Here is a 21,201-nt window from a genome sequence, read left to right as displayed (position 1 = left end):
AAATCCGACTCGTTTTGTATTCAAACAAACATCCTTTCAGGACACCACTAAAAGCAAGACAATCAAAATTGTAAAATACTTTTCCCAAGTTTGTTTCACAGCATTGTCAATTTTTTCGTCCGATAGTTTGATAGCTAAATACGTATGAATCCCTGGTCCAGACAGAACATATCAGTTCAGTTATTCTACACAGCTTAGGAAAAGAATATGATCAACATTCAAGTTGATCCTTTCTCTTTTGATTCAAAAGCTGTCAAAGTTTACTCAGGTCGCACAGGCCCATCCAAATAAGCTCACAACCTATCGGCAAATCAAGGGTAGGCGAGGATACCAGCAATCATACGGTCTGATTTGGCCACAATTCGCCATATTAGCCAAAGTTGAGATGATGGTAAATAAGGCAGAGAATTATGGAAAAAGATGAAGAATTATAGTAGGAAAGGTGCCAAAGTGAATACGGATAACACCTAGCAAGTTGGTGAAACCCGCAGTGCCCCCAAAAACTCACCGACTGAGAGTTTGGATAGCATCTTAAAATGTACAAAATCGGAAAGGAGCTACTCTGATGAATGAAAAAGGTCAGAAAAAATTATTTTTACTGAATAATCCAGACGTTATTTTCAAGTTCTTCATTCATTTCACGCCAACAGTATACAGGTTAATTGGTATAAACAGCCTCAACATGGGCTTCCTATACCCCTTACAAGTATCTAAAAACACTTTATTTGAAAATTTCAATATAAGCAGCCCGATTACAAACAGAAGCATCATCGTAACTAAATATAGAGACTAGCTTTCCTGTACTTAATGCCATTAAAGCCGCACTATAAGCCCGATTATGAATACCTTCATTATTTCCTGCGTTACCCGCCAAAGAGAGCGGAAAAGTAATTGTCTCTCCACTACATAGACCACTACCATTAGTCGTCTTTACAGTAAAAGACTTGGCATTTGCTCCAGTATTGGCCACAGATATTATTTCCACACCATTGGCAATATAACCTGATGATGCCAATACTTCCATTGAGAATAAAGTACAAACCAGTAGTAGTTTTCTTTTCATCATGTAATTACTTTTGAAATAGGGCTTCAGTTTATTGTATATAAACAACCGAAATGAATTTAGTAGGATGCGATGATAAGTCATTACTTCCCAGTATTATATGTAAAAATACAATTGCACGAAAGTCAAGTGTTTTTATCTATCGGTGGTTAGATAAAGAGCCCGTTCAACTTGTGGTCCTATTTTTGTCATACCCCGCCATCACCACTTCCCGATCATATTCACAAACACCCCCTGGCTGTCGTAATCCAGCTGGGTGAGGTCATCGGAGAAGTCGGTAAAGTTATAGCCAACCCCCAGTTTCAATTGCTCCCCCAGGTGCCGGTACAAACCGACGAGGGCACCGCTTCGGCTGTCCTGGGCATCGGGCAGGTCCAACAGGCGCCCTTCGATCAGCAGATCCCAGCGGTTCACGAAGTGCCAGTCGGCGCGCAGCACATACAGGCTGGCACGGCTGTCGAAGAACTCCGGGTCCTGCCTGTCGAGACTGAGCTGGCCGAGGCGGTAGGCGTACTTGCCCCCCAGGGTCCAGCGGCGGGTGAGGTCGTAGCTGGCGTCCACGGAGAAAATATGGCTTTTCTGGATAAACTCCGCGGAGGTGTTCTGCACCGTGACCTGGTCCCGGGTCGGCACATTGTAGAAGTAGGTGTACTTCAGCAGGGTGTTGAGGCGGTCGTGATGCACCGGGCGGTAGGCGTAGCCCATCACCGCTTCGGTAAACCTGCCATCGTAGAACTCCCCCCGGGAACTGCGGCTGTCGGAGTAATTGAGTTTTCCCACTAGGCGCCAGTCGGGATTGAACTGATAGCTGAGGGTGTTTTTCAGCAGCCAGGTGTCCCGCTGGGATTCCGTCACGGTGGTTTCATCCAGTGCGGTTTCCATGGCGTCGGTGCGGTACTCCACTGCGGCGGCGAGGCGGACTGTCTCCAGGCTGTAGCCCATGTTGAAGCCCAGTGCGTTGCGCTGGGTTTTGGCACCGGTGCGCGGATCTTCCAGGGTGCCCGCCTCCAGGGTGGTGCCGTAGGTCCAGCGGTCGCTGGGGGCCAGGTCCACCCCCAGGGCATGGGTCAGGCCGGTGGATACATCGCCGTGGCTGTAGCGCTCCTCGCCGTAAATGCTGAGGCTGTCGGAGTAGCGGCTGCGAAAGCCGGTGCTCATATTGCCCTTGCGCGCCCGCACACCGGTATCACTGCGCTCGTTATCCAGGGTGTAATTCAGGTAGAGACTGGTTCTGTCACTGACCAGAAAATCGGACCCCAGGCGCGCCGCCATGCCGGTATCGCCGCCGGATACCTCGCTGTCCAGGGCCAGGCGTTCGCTGACCCGGTAGGCGCCACCGATACCGACGCGATTGTTGTCCTCGCGGCTGCCGGTTACTTCCAGGGTGTTTTGCACAAAGCCGAAAGCGCTCCAGTCTGTTCCGGAATCGTAGCGCGCCTCCACCGCCATATCGGTACGCTCCCCCTGGGTCTGGGTGGCGGGAACCGCGGTGGAGAAGTCCTCGCGGCGGTCCCTGCGCACCCCGGAGCTCAGGCGCCAGCGGTCGTTGAGGCGGTAGCCCAGGGCCAGGTCCAGGGCTCGGGTTTGCAACCCGAACTCCTCTTCCCTGCTGTCGGCCTTGAGGCCCATATCAAAGCGCTCGCCCAGGGGCAGATTGACACCGGCCCCGTATTGCAGTGTGTCGCCCTGTACAAACTGGCCGGGGCCGGAGAAGCCGGCTTGGCGCTCCTGGTGATAGAAGTTGGCGGAACCGGGCAGGCTTTCGAACAGGTCGCCCAGTTGCAGGCTGCCCTCCAGTTTGGTCGCGCCCGCACTGGCTTCGGGATCGAAGGTCTGCCCGTTGTCAAAGCTGAAACCACCGTCCAGGGAACTGGTACTGTCCAGGTTGCCCCCTGTGCTGTCCGCCACTTCGACTTTCAGCCAGCTGCCGGCGCTTTTGCGCAGGGTGAGATCGAATCCCTGCAGGACACTCTCGTTGCCCTCTTCGTCCTGCCGGGTGCCACTGATACCCAGCTTGACGCTGTCCCCCAACCAGTAGTGGGCGCGGCCACCAAAGGCCAGGGTATCGATTTCCTCGAAACCGGGGGTGTATTCGTAGCGGGCCACCAGGTACTGGGGGTTGCCGTTGTAGGAGCCGTCCTGGATCAGCAGGTTGTCGTTGGCGAGGGCGGACAGGGGCTTGTTCAGCAGCACCCGCCCCTGGAGGTAGTCGATATCGTAATCGATCACCGGGGAGAGGTTTTTCACCCCCAGCACCAGGTCGGAATCCTTGTCCCGCACTTCGATACGCAGCCGCTCGGAGCTGCTCAGAATATCCTGGTGGCGGAGAAAATACAGGGAACCGCCGGTGCCGCGATATTCGTCGCGGCCGGCGACGGTACCGGGCTCGGCGCCAAAGGCATCCACCTGCAGGCGCTTTTCCCCAAAGCTGGTCACACCATCGCTTTCAAAGTGACCGTTGGCACCGTAGAGGGCGCGGTCGATCTGTGCCAGTTCGTTATCGGCATAGGTGGCCTTGAAATTGCCCCAGAGGCCATAGTCATCGTACCTGGACAGTTTCAGATAAAATTTGCCGGAGGTGGGCGCGTCCTCCACCACGGTGGCATCGTCGCCGAAGGTGGGGTAGTAGAGATCGCTGTCCAGGCGGCGAAACAGCGCATCGGGGGATTTTTCCATAAAGTTTGAAAACAGGTCGTCCACCGGCCCCTCTTCGGTATCGGCACTGGCGGCGAGACGCCAGCCTTCGCCGAAACCGCCGCTGGTGTAAAACGCCAGGCGCCCGTCATAGCTGACGGCATTGTCATAGTGGGTTTCATCGCCGGTGACCAGTGCCGCCGGGCCATTGGTTTTGTCATAGCCGATGGTGAGGTCGGCAATCCCCACGGTAAACCAGTCGCTGCGGGCAAATTCCAGATCGCGCAAGAACAGTTCGCCATTGCCGCCCCCATCCAGGACCGCCACTTCCACCGTGTGGGTACCCGGCGCGAATATCTGTTCGGCAACAAACTCCCCCCGGGGATTGACCGGTACCGGGTTGCCCGCCAGCCAGACACTGTGGCCCGGTGGCACCTGGGCGCCGTTGACCAGCACGCTGTTGCCGTCCAAGGGGATATTGCGCCGGGCGAGGCGGTTTTCGCCGTAGCCCACCAGCAGTTCCCGACCCACATCCACCGCTTCTGCGAGGGCTTCGATGGTGTCCACCAGCCACAGTGTCTGTGCGTCGGTTTCGTCGTAGCGGCCCTGTTGGTCGTATACCCGCAGCAGGTAGTGCAGTTTTTTCAGCGGCGCCTGAAAAGCGCTGAACTCCGCCTGCCAGGCCCCGCGTCCATTGCTGTCCAGGGGCACCACGGCGACAGGGGTATCGCGGGGGGACTGGTCCGCCTCGAACAGGCGCACTTCGGCCCGCTCGATAAAGGACGGATAGTTGGTATAGCTGCGGAACTGGACCCGGTTATCCGCCATTTCGGTATCCGGATTGTCCGCGTAGCGGATGCTGTTGGGCCAGGCGGTGACATTGAGGCGCGGCTGCATGGTCTTGTTGTCGAAACGGAACTGGATATTGGCATGGTCCAGGGCCACGTCGGTACAGCGCTGCAGGTCGGCGGAGTTTTTGTAGGGGTCATATTCCGGGCTGCCATCCACGGTGATGCGCATCAGGTTGAGGGCATAGGGATTGTTGGCCAGGGCCTCGCGGTTGATGCGCTCTATTGCCAGGCGGTCGCTGTCGGCCAGCACGGCCAGCTCATCGTAGAGCACCTGTACTTCCACCCGCGCGTCGTCCAGTTGCACAAAACCGTCGCGCACCACATCGTCGGACTGCACATAGCCGCGCCCTTCGAATTCTACCTGGGCGTCGTCGAGCCCGAGCTGCTCCTGTACCTGCGCCATGGCGCGGCGGGCGCGGGCGCGGGACAGGCCGACATCATCGCCATACACCATGGCCTCGCGACGCTCCATGCGCTGGTTGTCGCTGTAACCGATAAAGCTCAGGCGCACATTGGCTTTGCTGGCCACCTCGGCCATGACACTGCGCATCCGCTGCAACTGGGTTGCGGTAATCTCCGGGTCGCCATCGCGAAAGCGGATAGGTGGCAGTGGCCCGGAGGGGGATTCGTGGGCGATGGTGATGGTTTCCGCGGCCGCCGCTTCGGGGCAGGCCTGCACACCGTCGGTCTGAATCTCCAGGGGGTCGTCGTACCAGAATTCCACTGCCACACGGCGATTGAGGGCGCGCCCCTTGGGGGTGTCGTTGGCGGCGATGGGCTGGCTGGCGCCCTTGCCGCTGTAGGTGACGGCACTATCGGGCAATCCCAGGCTGTCGCGCACCGCCAGAGCCACCCGGCGGGCCTCCGCCAGGGATAGCGCCGCGGCGTCCCGGTAGCGCTGCGCAGGACCCTCCGGCAGTGGAGCCCCGTCCGTATGGCCGACAAAGTGCATCACCAGGTTGTGCTTGTCCGCCAGGTTGGCGCGCACCTCGCGCAGGCGGCGCACAAAGCTGTCGGGCAGGTCCAACTGCCCCGGCGCCAGGCGCAGGGGAGTCAGCAGGTTTTTCAAGCGCGCGCGCTGCTCGCTGCCGGCGGTGTAACTGAGCCTGCACACGGTTTCCTGGCGGCAAACCTGGACGCGGTTCAATGCCAGCGCCTGGGCGCGGGCGCGTTCGGCCATGGCTTCCTCATCCAGGGCGTCATAGGTGGCCAGCACCTGGACGCGGCGGTTCAGTTGCCGCCCCGCGGTGGTGATGTTATCGGCGACCGGCTCCCCATCACCGCGGCCCTCAACCGCAATCCTCTGCCCGGGCAGTGCCAGGGCGCGCTGGAAATAGTCCGCCACAAAGCGGGCCCGGGCCAGGGTCAATGCCTCCTTGCTCTGGTATTGTGCCACCAGTGCCGGATCCAGGGGGTCGGCGTCCGTGTGGCCGATAAAGTGCAGCTTGAAGTTGGGCTGTGGACCCAGCTCGCGCAGTTTTTCCCGCAGTGATGCCACGGCACCGTCGGCAAGCCTATCCTCAACCCCGGTAAAGGTCAGCGGCTGGATAAAGTCCTCCACCACGACGGGGTCGGCGGCGGCAATAAAGCTGGTGGCATCCTGCAGCCACTGGTGCTCGGGGGCCCGCAGCAACATGCCTTCGGTGTTGCTGCCGATGGGTTTTTCCTCGAATGCGGCCTCTGGCTCCTCCACCTCCGGCGCCAGGCCGGGAATTTTCTGCCACAACTGCCACCAGCTGGACTCCTCCGGCTGGGATTGCGCGTCCGCGGCGCGGCCCTGAGCCGGCAGGGACAGGGCCAGGGCGAGGGCGACAACACTGGCGAGACAGTGGTGTGGACCCGTGCGGGCGCAGGCTTTGAAGCTACTGAACACCCCGGACCTGGCGGTTTTATTGCCTATTGCAGAGGACATCACTGCAACCCCCCCTTACCGGGCGGCGCACCGCGCCGCCAGAAGACTTCAGTTTCAATCGTCAGTTCGTAATCCCCATGCGCGCGCGCCCAGGCAGCGGCGATCTCCGCCTTGATGGCCTGCAAACGCGCTTCCACCAGGTCCGGGGCCTCATTTTCCGCCAGGTAGGACAGGCGCAATACGGAGGGCGCCTCGCTGAGTTTTTCCAGCAGCAGGTCGATACGGGACCGCCACTGGGGGCGCAAGTCGGTGCTGTCCGGCTCGAACACCGCCTCGGCCATATCCAGGCGCACCACCCGGTGCAGGCTGGCACCGAAGTTAAACTTCACCATCTTGCCCCGGGTGGCCCGCATCACCCGCGGGTTTTCCGTGGTGAGGCGATAGCCGCTGGGCAGGCTGCGGTCGTCGAGCTTGAGCACGAAATTGGAACCGCGGTCGGCATTGGGCACCACCGCGCAGGTGATGTGGAAGCGCCCGTGGGCATCGGCGGTGGCATTGAGGCCGGTGGCGCTCACCACCCGCGCGCCGGCCAGGCCACCCTCGCCGGCATCCTGGTAGCCGTTCCTGTTTTTATCGTCGAATACCTTGCCGATCACGTCGGTGCAGTCGAAGGTGGGGTCCGGCACCACGCGCACCGTGGCGGAGGCCTCGCCGGAGGCAAGCTGCCCGGAGAGCTGGTTGAACAGGCGCGCGCGGTTGATATATTTGCCTTCCCCCACACCGGAGCCCACCACCAGCAGCAGTTTCAGTTCGCGGGTCTGCTCGGCCTCCACGCGCAGGTCCGGCCAGATCAGCTGCAGGCCGTTCATCACCGGCTCCACCGGCTCCACCGGCTCGCCGTCCAGGCGCGCCGAGCCGGCCACATACTTGAAGCCGGCGGGGAAGAAATCCACCAGCTGCAGGTCGGTGAGCGGTATCGACAGGGTGTTGCCGAAGGTAATGGTGTAGGGCACCAGCTGGCTGCGGGTCACGTTCAGCAGTGCGGCGGTTTTGGTAATGGAGAGCGCGCCCTCCAGCTGGGGGTCCATGGGAATATGGTTGTTGAACAACTGGCTCTCCCCCGGAATCCGGTCGTCGTCCAGGGCCAGGCGCAGGTAGTAATCGGTGGCCGCATCGCGGGCCGCCACATCCAGCGGCGGAAGCTGGGCGGACAGCTGCACCTCGCAATGATCCGTGGTGCCCGGTATCCGGTCGGCGCTGCTGCCGAGGCAGGCGCCCACGTCGAAACCGGCGGTTTTGCCATGGGTCTGCGCGGGGATGATCAGGGATTCGCCACCCACATAGTTGTCATCGGCCATGTTCACCCGAATCAGGTAATCCGTCCGCGCCGGACAGGCGGCATCGCTGAAGTTGATGTCGAATTTGTAGTAGCCGCCCGCGCGGGTCACCTGGCCCTGCTGCCTGTCGTCGTCGAAACAGCGATCCGGCAGCGCCTGACCGGAACTGGCGCGCAGCAGGGTCAGGGTGGCGCCGGCGATGGGCTGGCGCAGCACCGAGTTGTAGATCACACCATTGGGGGTGATGGGCAGGTTGAGGTTTTGCGGATTGGCGCCGGACCCGGCCACTATATCCCCAATGCGCTGCGGGCCATTGGTGAAGTTGGAACTGGTATTGCCCAGGGAGGCGGTGTTCTCCCCGGCATCCGGGGCCCGGTAGCGTATCTCATAGCCGGGACCGGCGGCGCCGTTGGGCGCCAGCCCGCGAAACTGGAAATAACCGCTGTCATCGCTCTGCACCGTCTCCAGCAGGGCGTCATTGAAATAGAGATCCACACTCCAGTTCAACAGCAGACGCTCGTCCGCATCCGCTCGACTATTGAAATTCACGTCGTGCCACAGATAGCCGGCCAGATTGGCGATACCCGGGGTGCCGCCCACATCGATGGCGACACTGGCCCGGTTGCTGGAGGCGGGATTGTTCCACTGTACCTCGGCGGTGTTGAGCACCCGGTAGCCGATGACCAGGCTGTCCGAGAGCCTGGCCTGAAAGCGCAGGCTGGCACTTTGGCCCGGGGGAAGGTCGCCGTAAACCGCGGCGTAATCCGCACTGATCACCGTGCCGCTCACACTGATGCCGTCAACCCGGCCGTTGAGCGTGGCGGAATTTACAACGTAACTGAGAACGCCGTCGCCGGCAGTGGCCAGGTCGTCGCTGATGCGCACCCGGGTCGCCGGCACGGCACCGATATTGGCAATGGTCACCCGATATTCCAGTATCGCGCCGGCCTCGGCGGCACCGCCGCCCACCACCGTCACTTCCTTGACGATGGACAGCAGCTGCGCATCGCCCACCACCACCTGGGTGGGCTGGGCGCCATTGGCGGGGTTGCCGTCCGCATCGGTGAGGGTCAAAGGCGGTTCCGCTGCAGTGACACTGCCCTGGTTGCTGATCACGGTACCGGTGGCGGTGCCGCTATCGACCGTCACCTCGAAGGTCACTGTGGCGCTGCGGGCGGCAGTGATCACGCCGCCGTCCGCCGCTGGCAGTGGCGGCGTCAGGTCGGCGGAGGAAACCGGCAGCCCGGATTCCAGCGGTGCGCCGCCGCTGTCGGCCACGGCGATACCGTTGAGGCGGGTACTGCCGGCCACATAAGTGGTATTGGCGGGCACCTGGTCCCTGAGTGTCACCCGGGTGGCATCGACGCCGCCGGTATTGCGAATGGCAATGGTGTAGCGGAGCACGTCGCCGGGGTCCACTATCCCGGGGGACAGGTTGTCCACGGCAATGGCCACGGTCTTGTGGGCGACCAGCAATGGCACATCGCCCACAATATCGATGGTGGGGTCATTGGGCACACTGGTGTCGGGGTCGTCGGAGGGCACTTCCGCGAAGGGACCGCTGCCCGCGCCTTCGCCATTCAAAAAACCCTGGTTGGAGATAATGGTGCCGTCGCTGACGTCGTTGATGGTGACATCAAAGGTAATCACCGCCGCCGTCGCGCCACTGGCCGCGGCGAGGATAAGGCCGGCTGCCTCGCCGGCGGTGTTGATCTGCAGGCCGGCGACGAGGGGCGAAGCGCCCCCAACATCCGCAAGCGCTGTGCCGTTCATAGTGGTGGAGCCGGCGACATAGGTGGTGTTGGCGGGCACCTGGTCACGCAGCAGCGCATCGACACTGTTTTCGTTGCCGGTATTTTCCACCCGCAAGGTGTAGCGCAGGGTATCCCCCACCATCAGCAGGTCCGAGTCGCCGGTTAAGTCCGCCGAGGTTTTGTGCACCAGCAGCAGCGGCCCCGACTCGATCACCACCCGGGTGGGGTCTTCATCCCCGGCCAGGTCGGGGTCGTCGACGCCGTTGATATTGGGGTCGTCACTGTCCCGCAGCAACTGGCCGGGCAGCTGCACCTGGGCCTGGTTGAGCACCTGGGTGCCACTGTCGATCACATCTGCCAGGGTTACCTGGTAGACCAGTTGGAGGCTGTCACCGGCGCTGCCCGCCGCCGCCAGGTCCAGGCTGTTCACCTGCAGCAGACCGCTGCCATGGGTACCACCGGTGGCACTGGTGCCGCTGCTGTCAGCGCCCGCCGGCACCGAGATCAGTTGCAGTGAACCCGAACGGAACAGGGGCAGGCTGTTGAGGCGGCCGAGGTCGTCGGTGATTGCAATACCGCTGACCGCGGCCCCGCTGAGGTTGGCGAGGGTGAGTGTATAGCGCAAAACCTCCGCGGGGCTGGCCAGGTTGGCTGGATTGTCCCCACGGGTAATATTTTCCACCGTTTTATAGAAGGTCACCCTGGGCACCGAGGCGCTGACCGTAAAGGCATCCTCATGGTCGAGGACGCCGGGGGTGCCATCGGTGGGTGCCGGGCGCGTGTACTGGCGCACTTCCGGCATGGTGCTGTCCCAGCTGTGCCAGCCTGTCACACCGGCTATGTTGGTCAGGGTATCGCCGTCGCGGGTATCCGCATCCAGATAGGCGTCGTAGCTCAGCAGCAGGTGGTGATCCGCGGCCAGCATCGCCGCTGCCCCCCGGGTGGTCAGGCTGAGGGTGCAGCTGGCCGGGTCGAAGGCGACATCAAAATCGGTGCCCTCGGCCAGTGTGGCAATCCCATTGCCCGCGCCGTCGGTAATCTGCGCGGCAAAGTTATCCGGCGGGGTCGCGCACATGCCGCCGGGACTGTTGTCCGGCAGCCTGTCGGACACGCGCATATCCCAGGCGGGACCTGTGCCGATATTGTGCAGGTCCAGGGTAAAGCGGCCCGGCAGGCCCGACTGCACGCTGGCGGGCCCGCTTTTGGTGAGGGTAATCGCGGTGGGCTCCACCACCCTCATGGCCGGGGTGGTGTTTCCGGCACCGGTGCCCTGCCCCGCGGCCGGGTTGTCATTGTGGTAGTTGTAGCGGTAACTGGCACTATTGGTGAAGGTGAGGCCGTCCAGATTGGGCGGATTGCTGTCCCGCAGGCGCAGGGTCACATCCATCACCACCTGCTGCCCCGCCGGCACATCGATACCGTCGCCGGTATCGGCAATTACCAGTGCTGTGGCCGATCCGGTGTTTTGCGGCGTAAACGGGTTGCCGCCGGATACCCTTGCGGCGCCGACAAATTCCAGTTCCGCGGCAGAGGCGCCCAGGTCCATCAGTAGGCTGACATCGTGCAGGGCGGTGGGCTGCGGAGTTTCCGGAATGGTGATGCGGTAATTGAACGGTTCGCCGATAGCCGCGCTGGACTGGGTGTTGGCAATCGACAGCGGCGCCGCATTGGGGGTATTGAACTGCACACTGACCGGCGCGGTGGGGCCATAGTCCTCGCGCATGGCCTGGCTCACCGCAGTGGCGCCCAAAGACGGCAGGTTGTCGTCGTCCAGGGAGTAATAGACCTCCACGAAAGCGGCGTTTTGCAGATTGAGGCCCGCGCCCAGGTTGGCATCCGCCTGTACCCGATACACCATCTGCAGCGCCTGGCCCGGTTGAATGGCGTAGCCGGTGCCGGCGGAGAAATCCCACACCGCCGCGCCGGTGGCGCTGTCGAAACCGGGGGCGAGCAGCGGGGCCGCGGCGCCATTGACCAGAATGGACTGCACATTAATACCGCCCTGGCGCAGGCCGGCGGGGATACTATCCCGGAACACCGGATCATAGGCCGGCGCCGAGCCGTTGTTGGTCAGGGTAACGGTGTAATCGATGCTGTCCCCCACGGCGAGGGTACTGCCGTCCGCGGGGCTGGAGCTGATGCCCACCACCAGTTCCGGCTGGCGCAGATCCAGGCTGTCACTGTCGACGCGGGTCTCAGTGCCGGTCGCGGTGTCGAAGCTGAACTGCACCCGATTGGTCAGGGGGGTACTGTCGGCGGGCCAGGGATGCACATCCCGGTTCAGCACCCGCGCCCGGTAGCGCAGTACAAACACATCGTTGGCGGCATTGTTGTCACCGCTGTTGCGCAGGTCCGGGATGGACCAGCGCAGGGTGGTGGGCCCGGTGGCGGGGTCGCCGCTCTGGACGGGCTCGGCGATATCCCCGTGCACAAAAGGCGCTGTGGCGGCGAAGGGGGCTGTGGTCACGCCGTTGACGGCGAGTGTGCCCTCGAACACCATGCCCCGGGGCAGAGTATCTACAATGGCCGCCCCGGGGGCGCTGCCTTCCGGCAGCGACAGGCGCAACTCATAGTCCACCAGGTCGCCTACACGCAACTGGGCATCGCCGCTGCCGTAGCTGTCATCGATACGGGTTTTGCTCAATGCACTGTTATTGGCGGCGGTGAGCTGTGCGGCAATATTTTCCAGCACATAGTCGTTCAGGCCGCCGACACCGTCGGCGCCGTCGCGCTCATAGGGGCTGCTGTTGTCTTCATTCAGGCTGGTCCACTCGATACGGCTCGCAGCGGACAGGGAAGCTGAGGCGAGTACGTTGTCCAGTACCACCACGTCGAACACCAGCTGGCTGCTGCCGCCGGCGGCGATATCCAGGTCGCTGTTGCTGCGGTTCCACGCCAGTGACTGCGCCGCGGCGACACCATCCCCGCTGAGGATGGGATCGGCCTGGGGGGCACCACCAAAGGCGGCACTGCCCGGCACAAAGGCGAGACCCAGGGCCAGCTGTTGGCGGATGGAAAGGTCGTAGGCATCGGCATTCTGTGGATCGCTGGCGGCGGCGATATCGAGGGTAAAGCGCAGAATATCGCCCGCATCCGGGTCGCTGCCGGGACTGGTCCGGTTGGCAACAGTTGCCGTTGCGGACAACTCCGGTTCCACAATGGTGAGAGTGGGCGCAGTGCCACTGCCGCCGGCCTGTGGCGCTCCCCCTCTGCTGACGGCATAGGTATAGGCGACCCGGTTGTCGACACTGTAGCCCGCCTGGGCGGTGGCATTGTTGGCGACCCGGGCGCGCAGTTCGAACACAGCCACTGTGCCGGCGGGAATCAGTTCCAGGCCCAGGGCGATATTGTTGCCGCTGCTGTTATCCGTAAAGGCAAGGCCGTTGATCTCCCGCAGCTGCACCAGTTCCAGGGCGGGGTCGAGGGCATCGGTTATGTCCACATCGTAAATGGCCGCCGTGGTGGCACTGCCGGGCACCTGGATGCGGTACACCACCTCCTCCCCCACTGCGGCGGTAGCGGCAGTCTGCAAGGTTTTCTGCGGCGCGGTAACCGTAGTGGCCACAGTGCCCATGGGGTAAGGCGTACCGAGGGGAACCGGTGCATACCGCTCGCCAGTGTTAGCCGGCAGTGACCAGAATTCGTCGACGGCAAAGGTGTTTATCCAGTTTTCGCCGCCGCCGATATCGGTGTAAAAACCGATCTCGTAATCAATATCCAGGCAGAGCCCCGGTGCGATGGGCGCCTGGAAGCTGAACCCCATAGCGTCGCCGCGACTGGCCGGCGGGGTATAGGTGTAGTCGCTGCCCTGGGTCAGCAATGTGCCGCCGGCAGTGACCTGCAGATTGGCGATGGAACCTTGGTCCATCTGGGTGGCCAGGTCGTCGGTGAGGGACAGGTTGTAGGCCGGCGCCAACCCGGAGTTGCAGGCGTGCAGGGTAAACCGCATCAGGTCGTTGGCCGGGTCCACATTCAGGTGGGAGTTGGGCCAGGTGGCATCGGTTTTGGTCAGGCCGTCGATCAGCGGCTGTAATACCGTGATAGTGGCGCTGTCCTGAAGACTGGCGGCGGCGCCGGTGTAATTGAGTACGGCGGTATTGGTCAAAGTCGCGCTGGGCGCGGCGATACCGGCTCCCGCCACCACTTCGGCGGTGTACTCGATCACAAAGGGATTGCTGTTGCCAAAATCGCTGCGGATATCCCCCAGGTTCCAACTAACGGTACCGGTGGCTCCCGCGGTGGGAAGCGCGATGGCGGAATAGGTAAAACCATTCAGGTTGGCATCAAAGGGGGCGCTGGTATCGCCATTGACACTGACAATGGCATCGAACGCCAGCCCCGCCGGCAGCGCATCGCTCACGGTGACCGCCGGCGTGGTGCCCGGCTGCAGGTTGAGGGTCAGTCGATAGGTAACCCTGTCGCCGATCCGCAGGGTCCCCACCGGGGAAGCGGTATCCGTGTCCGCGATAACGGTTTTGGCAATACTGGTATTGTCCACCGTATCGATACTGGCCTCCGCCGGACCCACACAGTAATCATCCGGTGCGGCAATGGCCGGGCAGCCGGCGCCGTCACGCTCGTAGGCCAGATCGTTGATGTGGCTGTTGTCCAGGGAGGTCCAGTCCAGCAGTACACTGTTGCTGATGGGGGAGCCGAATACCCCCGCCACCTGGGTGCGGTAGGTGACCACCAGCGTCTGGCCCAGGGGCAGGTCCAGGCTGTTGTCGCCATTGCCCCGGCCCCACACCAGGGGCCCGGTGGGGGCCCCCGCCGGCGTCGCCACAAAGCCGGCAACGGCGGTGCCGTCAATACTTGCCGTGGGGGTAAAGCCGCTGTCATAACGCAGCTCTGGGGGCAGCGTATCCACCAGGTTGAGATCGAATGCGGTGGCGCTGGAGCCGGCGTCGTGGGTGACGGTAATCACATATTCCAGCACATCGCCGCCCACCGGTAGATTGCCCGGGTTGGTGGCGTTGCGCACGGTTTTACTGACTGCGAGCTGCGGCTCCACCACCGTAACTGGGGGCGTATCGTCATTGCGGCTTTCCGTCGCCCCGGATTCGCCGTTGCGGTAACTCAGCGCGGCGCCGTTCTGGCGGCTGTCGCCGCTATTGGTGGCCAGGTCATTGTCGACGCGGGCAAAATAGGTGATGCGGATCAGCGGCTGCAGTGCGTTGCCGGCGGTATCATTTTCACTGGCGGTATCGACAGTGCCAACGTTCCAGGTGGCATTGCCGGCGGTGTTATCTGCGGGGAAGCTGTTGAATGCTGCCTCGGCGGGCGCGCTGCCATTGATGCTCTCGATACCCACAAACGCATAGGTGATGTCGTAGTCGGCATTGTGACTGAGCACATAGCCTTCCGGGCTGCCCAGCTGGTCGGCAATGACCAGGTCCCGGCTGACGCCCTCCGGCAGACGGATTTCCAATTGGAACTGTTTGTGCGCACCGATGGTGGGAATGACAGTGGGTTCGAGGTCGGATTTGACCAGTTGCAGGGGCAGCACTTGGGTCTGGGCCCCGGCGGCGGTTTCATAATCGTTGATGGCATCGCCGGCGTTGGGCAATACACCGATGCGCATACCGTCGCCCGCCCCATCGGGGCCAATGTGATTGCTGCTGTTTAAAGCCACATCCGCGCCCGGCAGGGACTGCCAGCGGGCCTGGAGGGTGTTGTCCAGAATCTCGTGGGGCTCTACGCCCTGCCCGACGCGGACATCGAAGGTAAAGGATCTGCTCTCGCCGGTGGCGATGGTGTAATCCCCATGGCCGCGGTTCCAGCTGAAAATCGGGGCATTGGCCCCGAGGGTCGTGACATCCACATTCTGGGGCGGGTCGGCGCCGCCGATATTACCCGCATAAATCAGCTTGGAACCGGTGAGATCGTCCAGCACCTGCAGGTGATAGGCGGCCGCGGTGCCGGTATTTTCCGCTGTTACGGTGACGGTCAGGATGTCATCCGCGTCGCTGTCGGCGACCGCAAAAGCCTTGCTCAAGCGGATCTGCGGCTCCTGCACCCTGATCTCGTGGGCATCGAAAGGCACCACCACGGTTGATCCCGCCTCGTCCACATAACGCAACTGGGCAGTGGTATAGCTGCCGCCATTGCGCAGCAGGTCGCCGTCATTGGTATTGCTGCTGTTGTCGATGCGGGCGATAAATTCCACCGGGAAATCAAACAGGCTGCCAGTCACCATGGTGACTTCCTGATCGCCAAAGTCCCACGCCACATAGTCGGTGCTACCGGTATTGGTACAGGTCGCGCTCACAGTGCCACCGGGTATAAATCCCGCCGCGTCATAGGGGGGCGCATCGAGATTGACCGTCTGCCCCTCGATACAGCGCATGCCCGCCGGCAGCTCATCGCGAATAACGAAATTGCGCAATTTGGCCGCGGGTATTTTCGCGGTGAGCCGGTAGCGGACTTCCTCACCCACCACGGCGGTATCACGGTTGGTGCCACTGGCAGCGCCGTTGGAAAACGCCAACGCCTGTTTCGGCTCCGCCTGCACGGGGATAATCTGCATTTGCGCGTCCGCATCCGCGGACCGGTAGTGGCGCGCGCGCCCGGCGGCGGGGATGCCGTCACCGACACCATCGTTATCCCCGTCACTGTCGATCTGCGGCGCGCTCTGGTTGCCGAAATCCCCCTGCAGGCTGTCGTAGCGGGCGAAGAAGCTGTTGTTAAATGTCTGCAATGGCGCTACGGAAAAATGGGGTTTCACCCGGTAGTAGAGGGTCACCGAGTCGCCGGGGTTGATGCGCTCCAGGGCGGAGGAGTGCTCATAGGTGAAGGTGACAGTGGCCGGGGTGCCGCCATCGCTGCAGTGGGTGGCGATGGCATAATCATTCGCGCCGGCGGTGATGCCCACCAGGCCGTCATCGCCAGCGGCAGTTTCCGCAGCGCCGTCGCCGTCATTGTCCAGGCCGTCGCTATCCAGCGGCTGCACACACATCTGCCCGCTGGCATCCAGGGTGTCGGTCACCACCAGATCGTAGGCCGGTGCGCGGTTGACGCCACTGTCGGCGGCGCGATTGGTCAGGGTCAGGCGGAAGATATAGGTCTGGTCCCGGTGGCCCTCGTTGGTGAAGTCGACAAAAGTGCTGCAGCTGACCCCTGCGCCATAGAGGTTTTCGTTACAGACTTTTTTATCCACCTCGATGCGGGGCTCGGTAACAGTCACGAACTCCGACCACTCGCTGATATCCGGAAAGCCAGGCACTGTGGTGGGCACGCCGTCGATATTGGTCAGGATGCCGCTGGTGTTGTAATTGTCCACCACCAGGGTTTCGCTATCGAACACCGCGGTGAACCGGGCCCGCCCATAATCGGTGCTGGGGTTGGCGTGCTGGTTGGGGTCGCTGTTCTCCCTGTCCACCGGATCATTCAACAGTCGGGTGGTCATATCCGAGAGAAACCAGCGGTCCCGTGCGCTGATGCTGGCGCTGATATCCCAGAGCAGGTCCGTTTCGCTGAGGGGAATATTCAGGCCGCCGCTCTCGACGATATCGCTGCCGGGAATCACCACACAGTTGGCCTGGGAGACCGGGTGCGGCAGGGTGACGTCGGCACAGTTGAGCAGTGTATCGGCAATATAGCCCTGGCCGTCCGGCAGGTCGTCGCGCACATCGATATCGCGCACTTCGATCAGGGTAAATCCCGGCGTGTCAAAACCAAACCAGCCACCGGCCTGGATTTCGAAGCGACACTCCTCGCCGATCAGGACACTGCTGTTGGGGAAAGCGGCCTCGCCGGTCAGCTCGTTGCAGGCGTCGGCGCGGTCTTTGCGCAGATTGAAGCCCATCACCCGCGCGCGCATACCGTCGAGGGTATAGTTGTTGGCCAGCTGCTTGCTGGGGGTTGTCTGCGCCAGGGTGGCCGGCTCGGGAAAGGTCAGCGGAGTGCCATCAGACAGCGCAATCTCCCCCACCACATCCGCACGAAAGGTGAGATCGTCATCGGTGGCGGAGTGATTTTTTTCCACCTGGAATAAAATGCGCTCGGTGGTGCCCGGTTCGATCACACCACCGAGGTTGCCACAGCGATACACGGTTGCGGAGGCGGGCAGGTAATCCGGCTGGTTCCACAGCGGGTGTGCGGGCACTGTGCCGGGGTTTGGATTGCCCACAGCCGTACAGGCGCGGTTATTGGACAGCACCCGCATGGCCTCGCCAAAGGTGACATACACCGTGTAATTGTCCGCGTCGTGGCCGCCGTTGTTGGTGACGTCCACGGTCAGTTCCGAAGTGCCGCTGTCGCGCACGATATACAGAGGGTAAACGGTGCTGATATCCAGATCTTCCGGGTCCGGTGTGACCGGCTGGCGCTCGATCTGCGTGGGCGGATTGGTGCCGGGACAAAAATCCTCGTAATCGATGCTGAGCACATTGTCGGCCAGGCGCAGATTGCTGTCGGGGTCCAGGCCATTGGCCGCCGTCTCCTCCTCGACATCCAGGTCGGCGGTCTTGTCGTAAAAGTCCGGCTCGGTGGTGACGATGCGAAAACGGATCTGGATTTCATCCCCAAAGCGCATCATATTGCGCTGATCGGCATAGCGCGGGTGCACACTACTGCTCAGCAGACGGAACTCCGGGCGATTGTTGTTGAGCGGGTTGGAGTCCCACTGATTCCAGTTACTCCCCACACGCCACTGCAGTGTGTCCGCCATGCCCGGGTAGTTTGCGCCGTAATTGGCCCCGTGGCCGTCAATACCCCGCCGCTGGCGGGTGATCCGCGGCGTATAGGTGGGGTCCACCACATACTCATCGGGCAGGTCGCTGACAAACTGGATATCCCTGACCGATCCCCGCGTCTGGTTATTAAGGGTAATAGTGACAAAGCCGGCGGAACCCAGTGGCTGGCTCAGGTTGGTACCGGTAATCGCCTGGGTAACGGTGAGATCTGTTGCCACCCGGGCAAACAGTGTCTCCGTATCGGCGCCCGGCGCGCTTCCGGTGGCTGGAGAGGAGATACCACCAACACCGGTATCCGCATCGATTTCACAGCCCCACTGCAGATCCGAAACCCGATTGGTGCCGTCGCTGCAGGAACTGTTCACCTTGCCCACCAGGTAGATGTCGCGACTGCCTCCCGCCGGCACATCGGTACGCCCGGGTCCGCTGGCAAAGTTGCCGCGCAGTTCGAAATTATTGATGTTATTGCCCGCCGCTATGCAGCCGGTACCGCCGGGATCGGTGCCATTGTTATTGGCAACCGCGAGCGCGGCGGCGTTACTGGGGCAGGCATAGTTGATGTCCATATTCGGGTTGGTCATCAAATCATCGAAGCGCGTATCCTGCATAGCCGCGAGGCCACTGTTCGAGATGCGGATACGCCAGATAACATCATCATGGATATTGCCGTAGACGTTATTGGTGTAGTTGCTCTGGGCTGCATCCACATTCCGCCCGCGCTTGTCCATGGACGGCAGCGGCTCGCGGATAGCCAGCTCCAACCTGTCCGTATCCGTGGTAGTGGGATAGCTGCAGTAGTCGAAGGATGCACTGGCGTTCAGGGTGCGGTTGTTGACCACCAGCTCCTCTTCCCGGTTGACCCGGCTGCGCACACCGAAGGTGATGGTCATGGTGGTGCCTTCATTGCGCGCGGCCAGCGCGGACAGATCCGTGCGATCCCAGCGAATGGCGGTGCCGCTGATGGTGGGCTCGCCCAGCACCACCCCGGCGCTCACGGAGGTGGAACCGGGAATATATTCCAGCTGCGAGGTACCCAGGTTTTCGCTGACGACGATGTTTTCAATATGCTGGATACCCTGACCGCCACTGCGGATACCGGGCACGCGGATTTCAAGCGTCACCTGTCCATCGCCGCACAACTCACACCAACTGCTTCCAGAGCGGTGATCCAAAATATTGAAGCTTGCCGGGTTATCGGGAAATGAGGGGCAATTGTGGTCGGCCAGTACCTGCGGCGCAAAAAAAAACGACCAAGTGCTCAACAGAATCAAGCTGACTAGCAAATTATTCCAGGATTTCCGTCCAATTACTTCTGACATCATCGTCACTTTTGCGCCGCCGCTTTTGTATTTCAAAAAATCCCTGACCATGCCCGCAAGCATTACCGCCAGAAAGACACAGTCCGGCCCGCCAAGCTTAATGACAAGTTGAAAAATTGGCCGTGAAACAAGTCATAAATCCCTGTCAGGTGCGGAAAATTTTTTGGGGATTGCCAAGTGGTTCTCAGGCTGACTTTGGGGAAAGATACCTCTTGAGGAGGAAATAAACCGGGCGTAAAAAACACACCCGAAACAGTTTTTCTCTATCCGCGCCTAATCTCTCTCCGCTTGTGCGGAGAGGACGTATCCATTAATTGTTGGGAAAGAAGTCGATCGGGAAAAGAATGGTGATGGTGGGCACACCGGCCTTTTCGCCGAAATTAAACCGCTTCACCCGCGCCACAATTTTGGCGTTGAGCGCCGGCGAGTCCATATCGCTGGAGTCCACTTCCGCCAGGGATACCGAGCCGTCCGGTTCGATGGTGATCTTCAGCACCATCTTGCCCTGCAGGGCGGGATTGTTGCGCAGTTCGCGGTTGTAGATGCGATACAGCGCGGCCTTGTAGCGGTCGAAAACAATTTGGATTTCCTCATCGGTACGGGATGGACCAACACCATCGCTGAGCGGTCGGTCCTCGCCGGCGAAATCCCCCTCGGTACCGATAGAACTCTCCACTCGTGCGAAGGCCACACCGCCCAAGGATGATCCGGTACCACCCACGTTGCGGCTTAATGTTGCGGTGCTGATACCCCCACTTCGGGTGGTTGCAGCGGCAGTGATCAGCGAACGCTGACTGCGGTTTTCCCGCTTGCCCGCGGTGCTCAACTGGGTTTGCTGGCCAAGGCGATTGTCCAGGTCGTCCTGGATAAGATCCTGCAAATTATCCTTAAAGGCGAGGACACCGGCGCGCTCCGCTTTTTTACGCGCCTGCTTCTTTTCCGCCTGGGCGGGCTTCGGATCCTGCCTGGCCACTTGCTGCTCCGGCTCGGGCCGGGGCTTTTTCTCCTCCTGCTTGGGCTTGGCCGGCTCGGGTTCGGGTGCTGGCTTGGGCTTGGTTTTCTTCTCGATCACCAGCTTGGCCAGACGCTCGGGGATCTCCACCACCTGGGTTTCCGGCTCGGGCAGGGTATACAGCGGCACCAGATAACCCAGCAGTGCAGCGAAAAACAAGGTGGCGAATACACAAATACGAAAGCGTCTTTCATCCTCGCCCCGGGTATGCCAGGGCAGTACCATCGGGTGGAAATCTGCTGGCTTGAATTCCCGGGTAATTTCCAATTCAAACCGGGATTCCTCTTCCGCGAGGCGCAGTTCCTCGGCGCGCTCATCCAGAACAAGGATTTCCTCGTTGCAGCCATCCATTTGTTCGAGGAGTGCCCTGCGGCGCTTTTGCAGCTGGCCCCGGCTTTCGTTATAACCCCAGGTGGACTCCCTGATCCGCTCGATAACCCGCCCAGAGGCATCTGCCCGGTAGTCCTCGGCCCAGAACAGATCGCCGGCGCCAACTTCTTCGAGTTGATGCAGGCGCTGGGCAATTTCATCCAGCAGCTGGTACTTGGTGCCATGGGTTTGTAATTCAGCCAGCTTCTCTTCGATCTGCCGCTGCTGGTTCCCAAGCAGATGCATGCGTTGGTGAGCCGCCTCAAGCGCCTCGGTGACCGCCCGCTGTTGTTGAAGAAAATTACTCACAAACTTCC

General features: G+C 61.3%; 5 protein-coding genes. 1 reads left to right on the top strand and 4 read right to left on the bottom strand.

Going from position 1 to position 21,201, the window contains the following annotated elements; all coding sequences use genetic code 11:
- Positions 1-721: 721 nt before the first annotated feature.
- The 3 genes from ACL7TT_RS17795 to ACL7TT_RS17785 all read right to left on the bottom strand — a co-directional run bounded on the left by ACL7TT_RS17795 (position 722) and on the right by ACL7TT_RS17785 (position 19,305).
- Positions 722-1,066: a DUF5992 family protein gene (locus ACL7TT_RS17795; RefSeq protein ID WP_413397424.1), complete on the bottom strand. Its 345-nt coding sequence runs from the start codon at positions 1,064-1,066 to the stop codon at positions 722-724.
- Positions 1,067-1,264: 198 nt separating this feature from the next.
- A complete protein-coding gene (locus ACL7TT_RS17790) occupies positions 1,265-6,460 on the bottom strand; it encodes an OmpA family protein (RefSeq protein ID WP_413397422.1) in 5,196 nt (1,731 codons plus the stop codon).
- Positions 6,460-19,305: an isopeptide-forming domain-containing fimbrial protein gene (locus ACL7TT_RS17785; protein WP_413397420.1), complete on the bottom strand. Its 12,846-nt coding sequence runs from the start codon at positions 19,303-19,305 to the stop codon at positions 6,460-6,462. The genes ACL7TT_RS17790 and ACL7TT_RS17785 overlap by 1 nt, the downstream gene beginning before the upstream one ends.
- A 55-nt stretch (positions 19,306-19,360) precedes the next feature.
- Between ACL7TT_RS17785 and ACL7TT_RS17780 the strand changes: the two genes are divergently transcribed.
- The gene (locus tag ACL7TT_RS17780; RefSeq protein WP_413397418.1) at positions 19,361-19,615 is read left to right on the top strand and encodes a hypothetical protein; all 255 of its coding nucleotides are present in this window, start codon (positions 19,361-19,363) and stop codon (positions 19,613-19,615) included.
- 198 nt (positions 19,616-19,813) lie between these two features.
- On the opposite strand, the gene ACL7TT_RS17775 is transcribed toward ACL7TT_RS17780, so the two are convergent.
- Positions 19,814-21,193 carry an AgmX/PglI C-terminal domain-containing protein gene (locus tag ACL7TT_RS17775; RefSeq protein WP_413397417.1) on the bottom strand — a complete coding sequence of 460 codons (1,380 nt, stop codon included), beginning with the start codon at positions 21,191-21,193 and terminating at the stop codon, positions 19,814-19,816.
- Positions 21,194-21,201 lie beyond the last annotated feature (8 nt).

The sequence above is a fragment of the Microbulbifer jejuensis genome (assembly GCF_047289955.1).
GTDB lineage: Bacteria > Pseudomonadota > Gammaproteobacteria > Pseudomonadales > Cellvibrionaceae > Microbulbifer.
Note: the sequence above shows the minus strand (reverse complement) of the source record. Positions and strands in the feature narration are given on the sequence as shown.

Coding starts and splice junctions, on each gene's coding strand:
- ACL7TT_RS17795 (WP_413397424.1), bottom strand. CDS start 1,066: ATGATGAAAAGAAAACTACTACTGGTTTGTACTTTATTCTCAATGGAA.
- ACL7TT_RS17790 (WP_413397422.1), bottom strand. CDS start 6,460: ATGTCCTCTGCAATAGGCAATAAAACCGCCAGGTCCGGGGTGTTCAGT.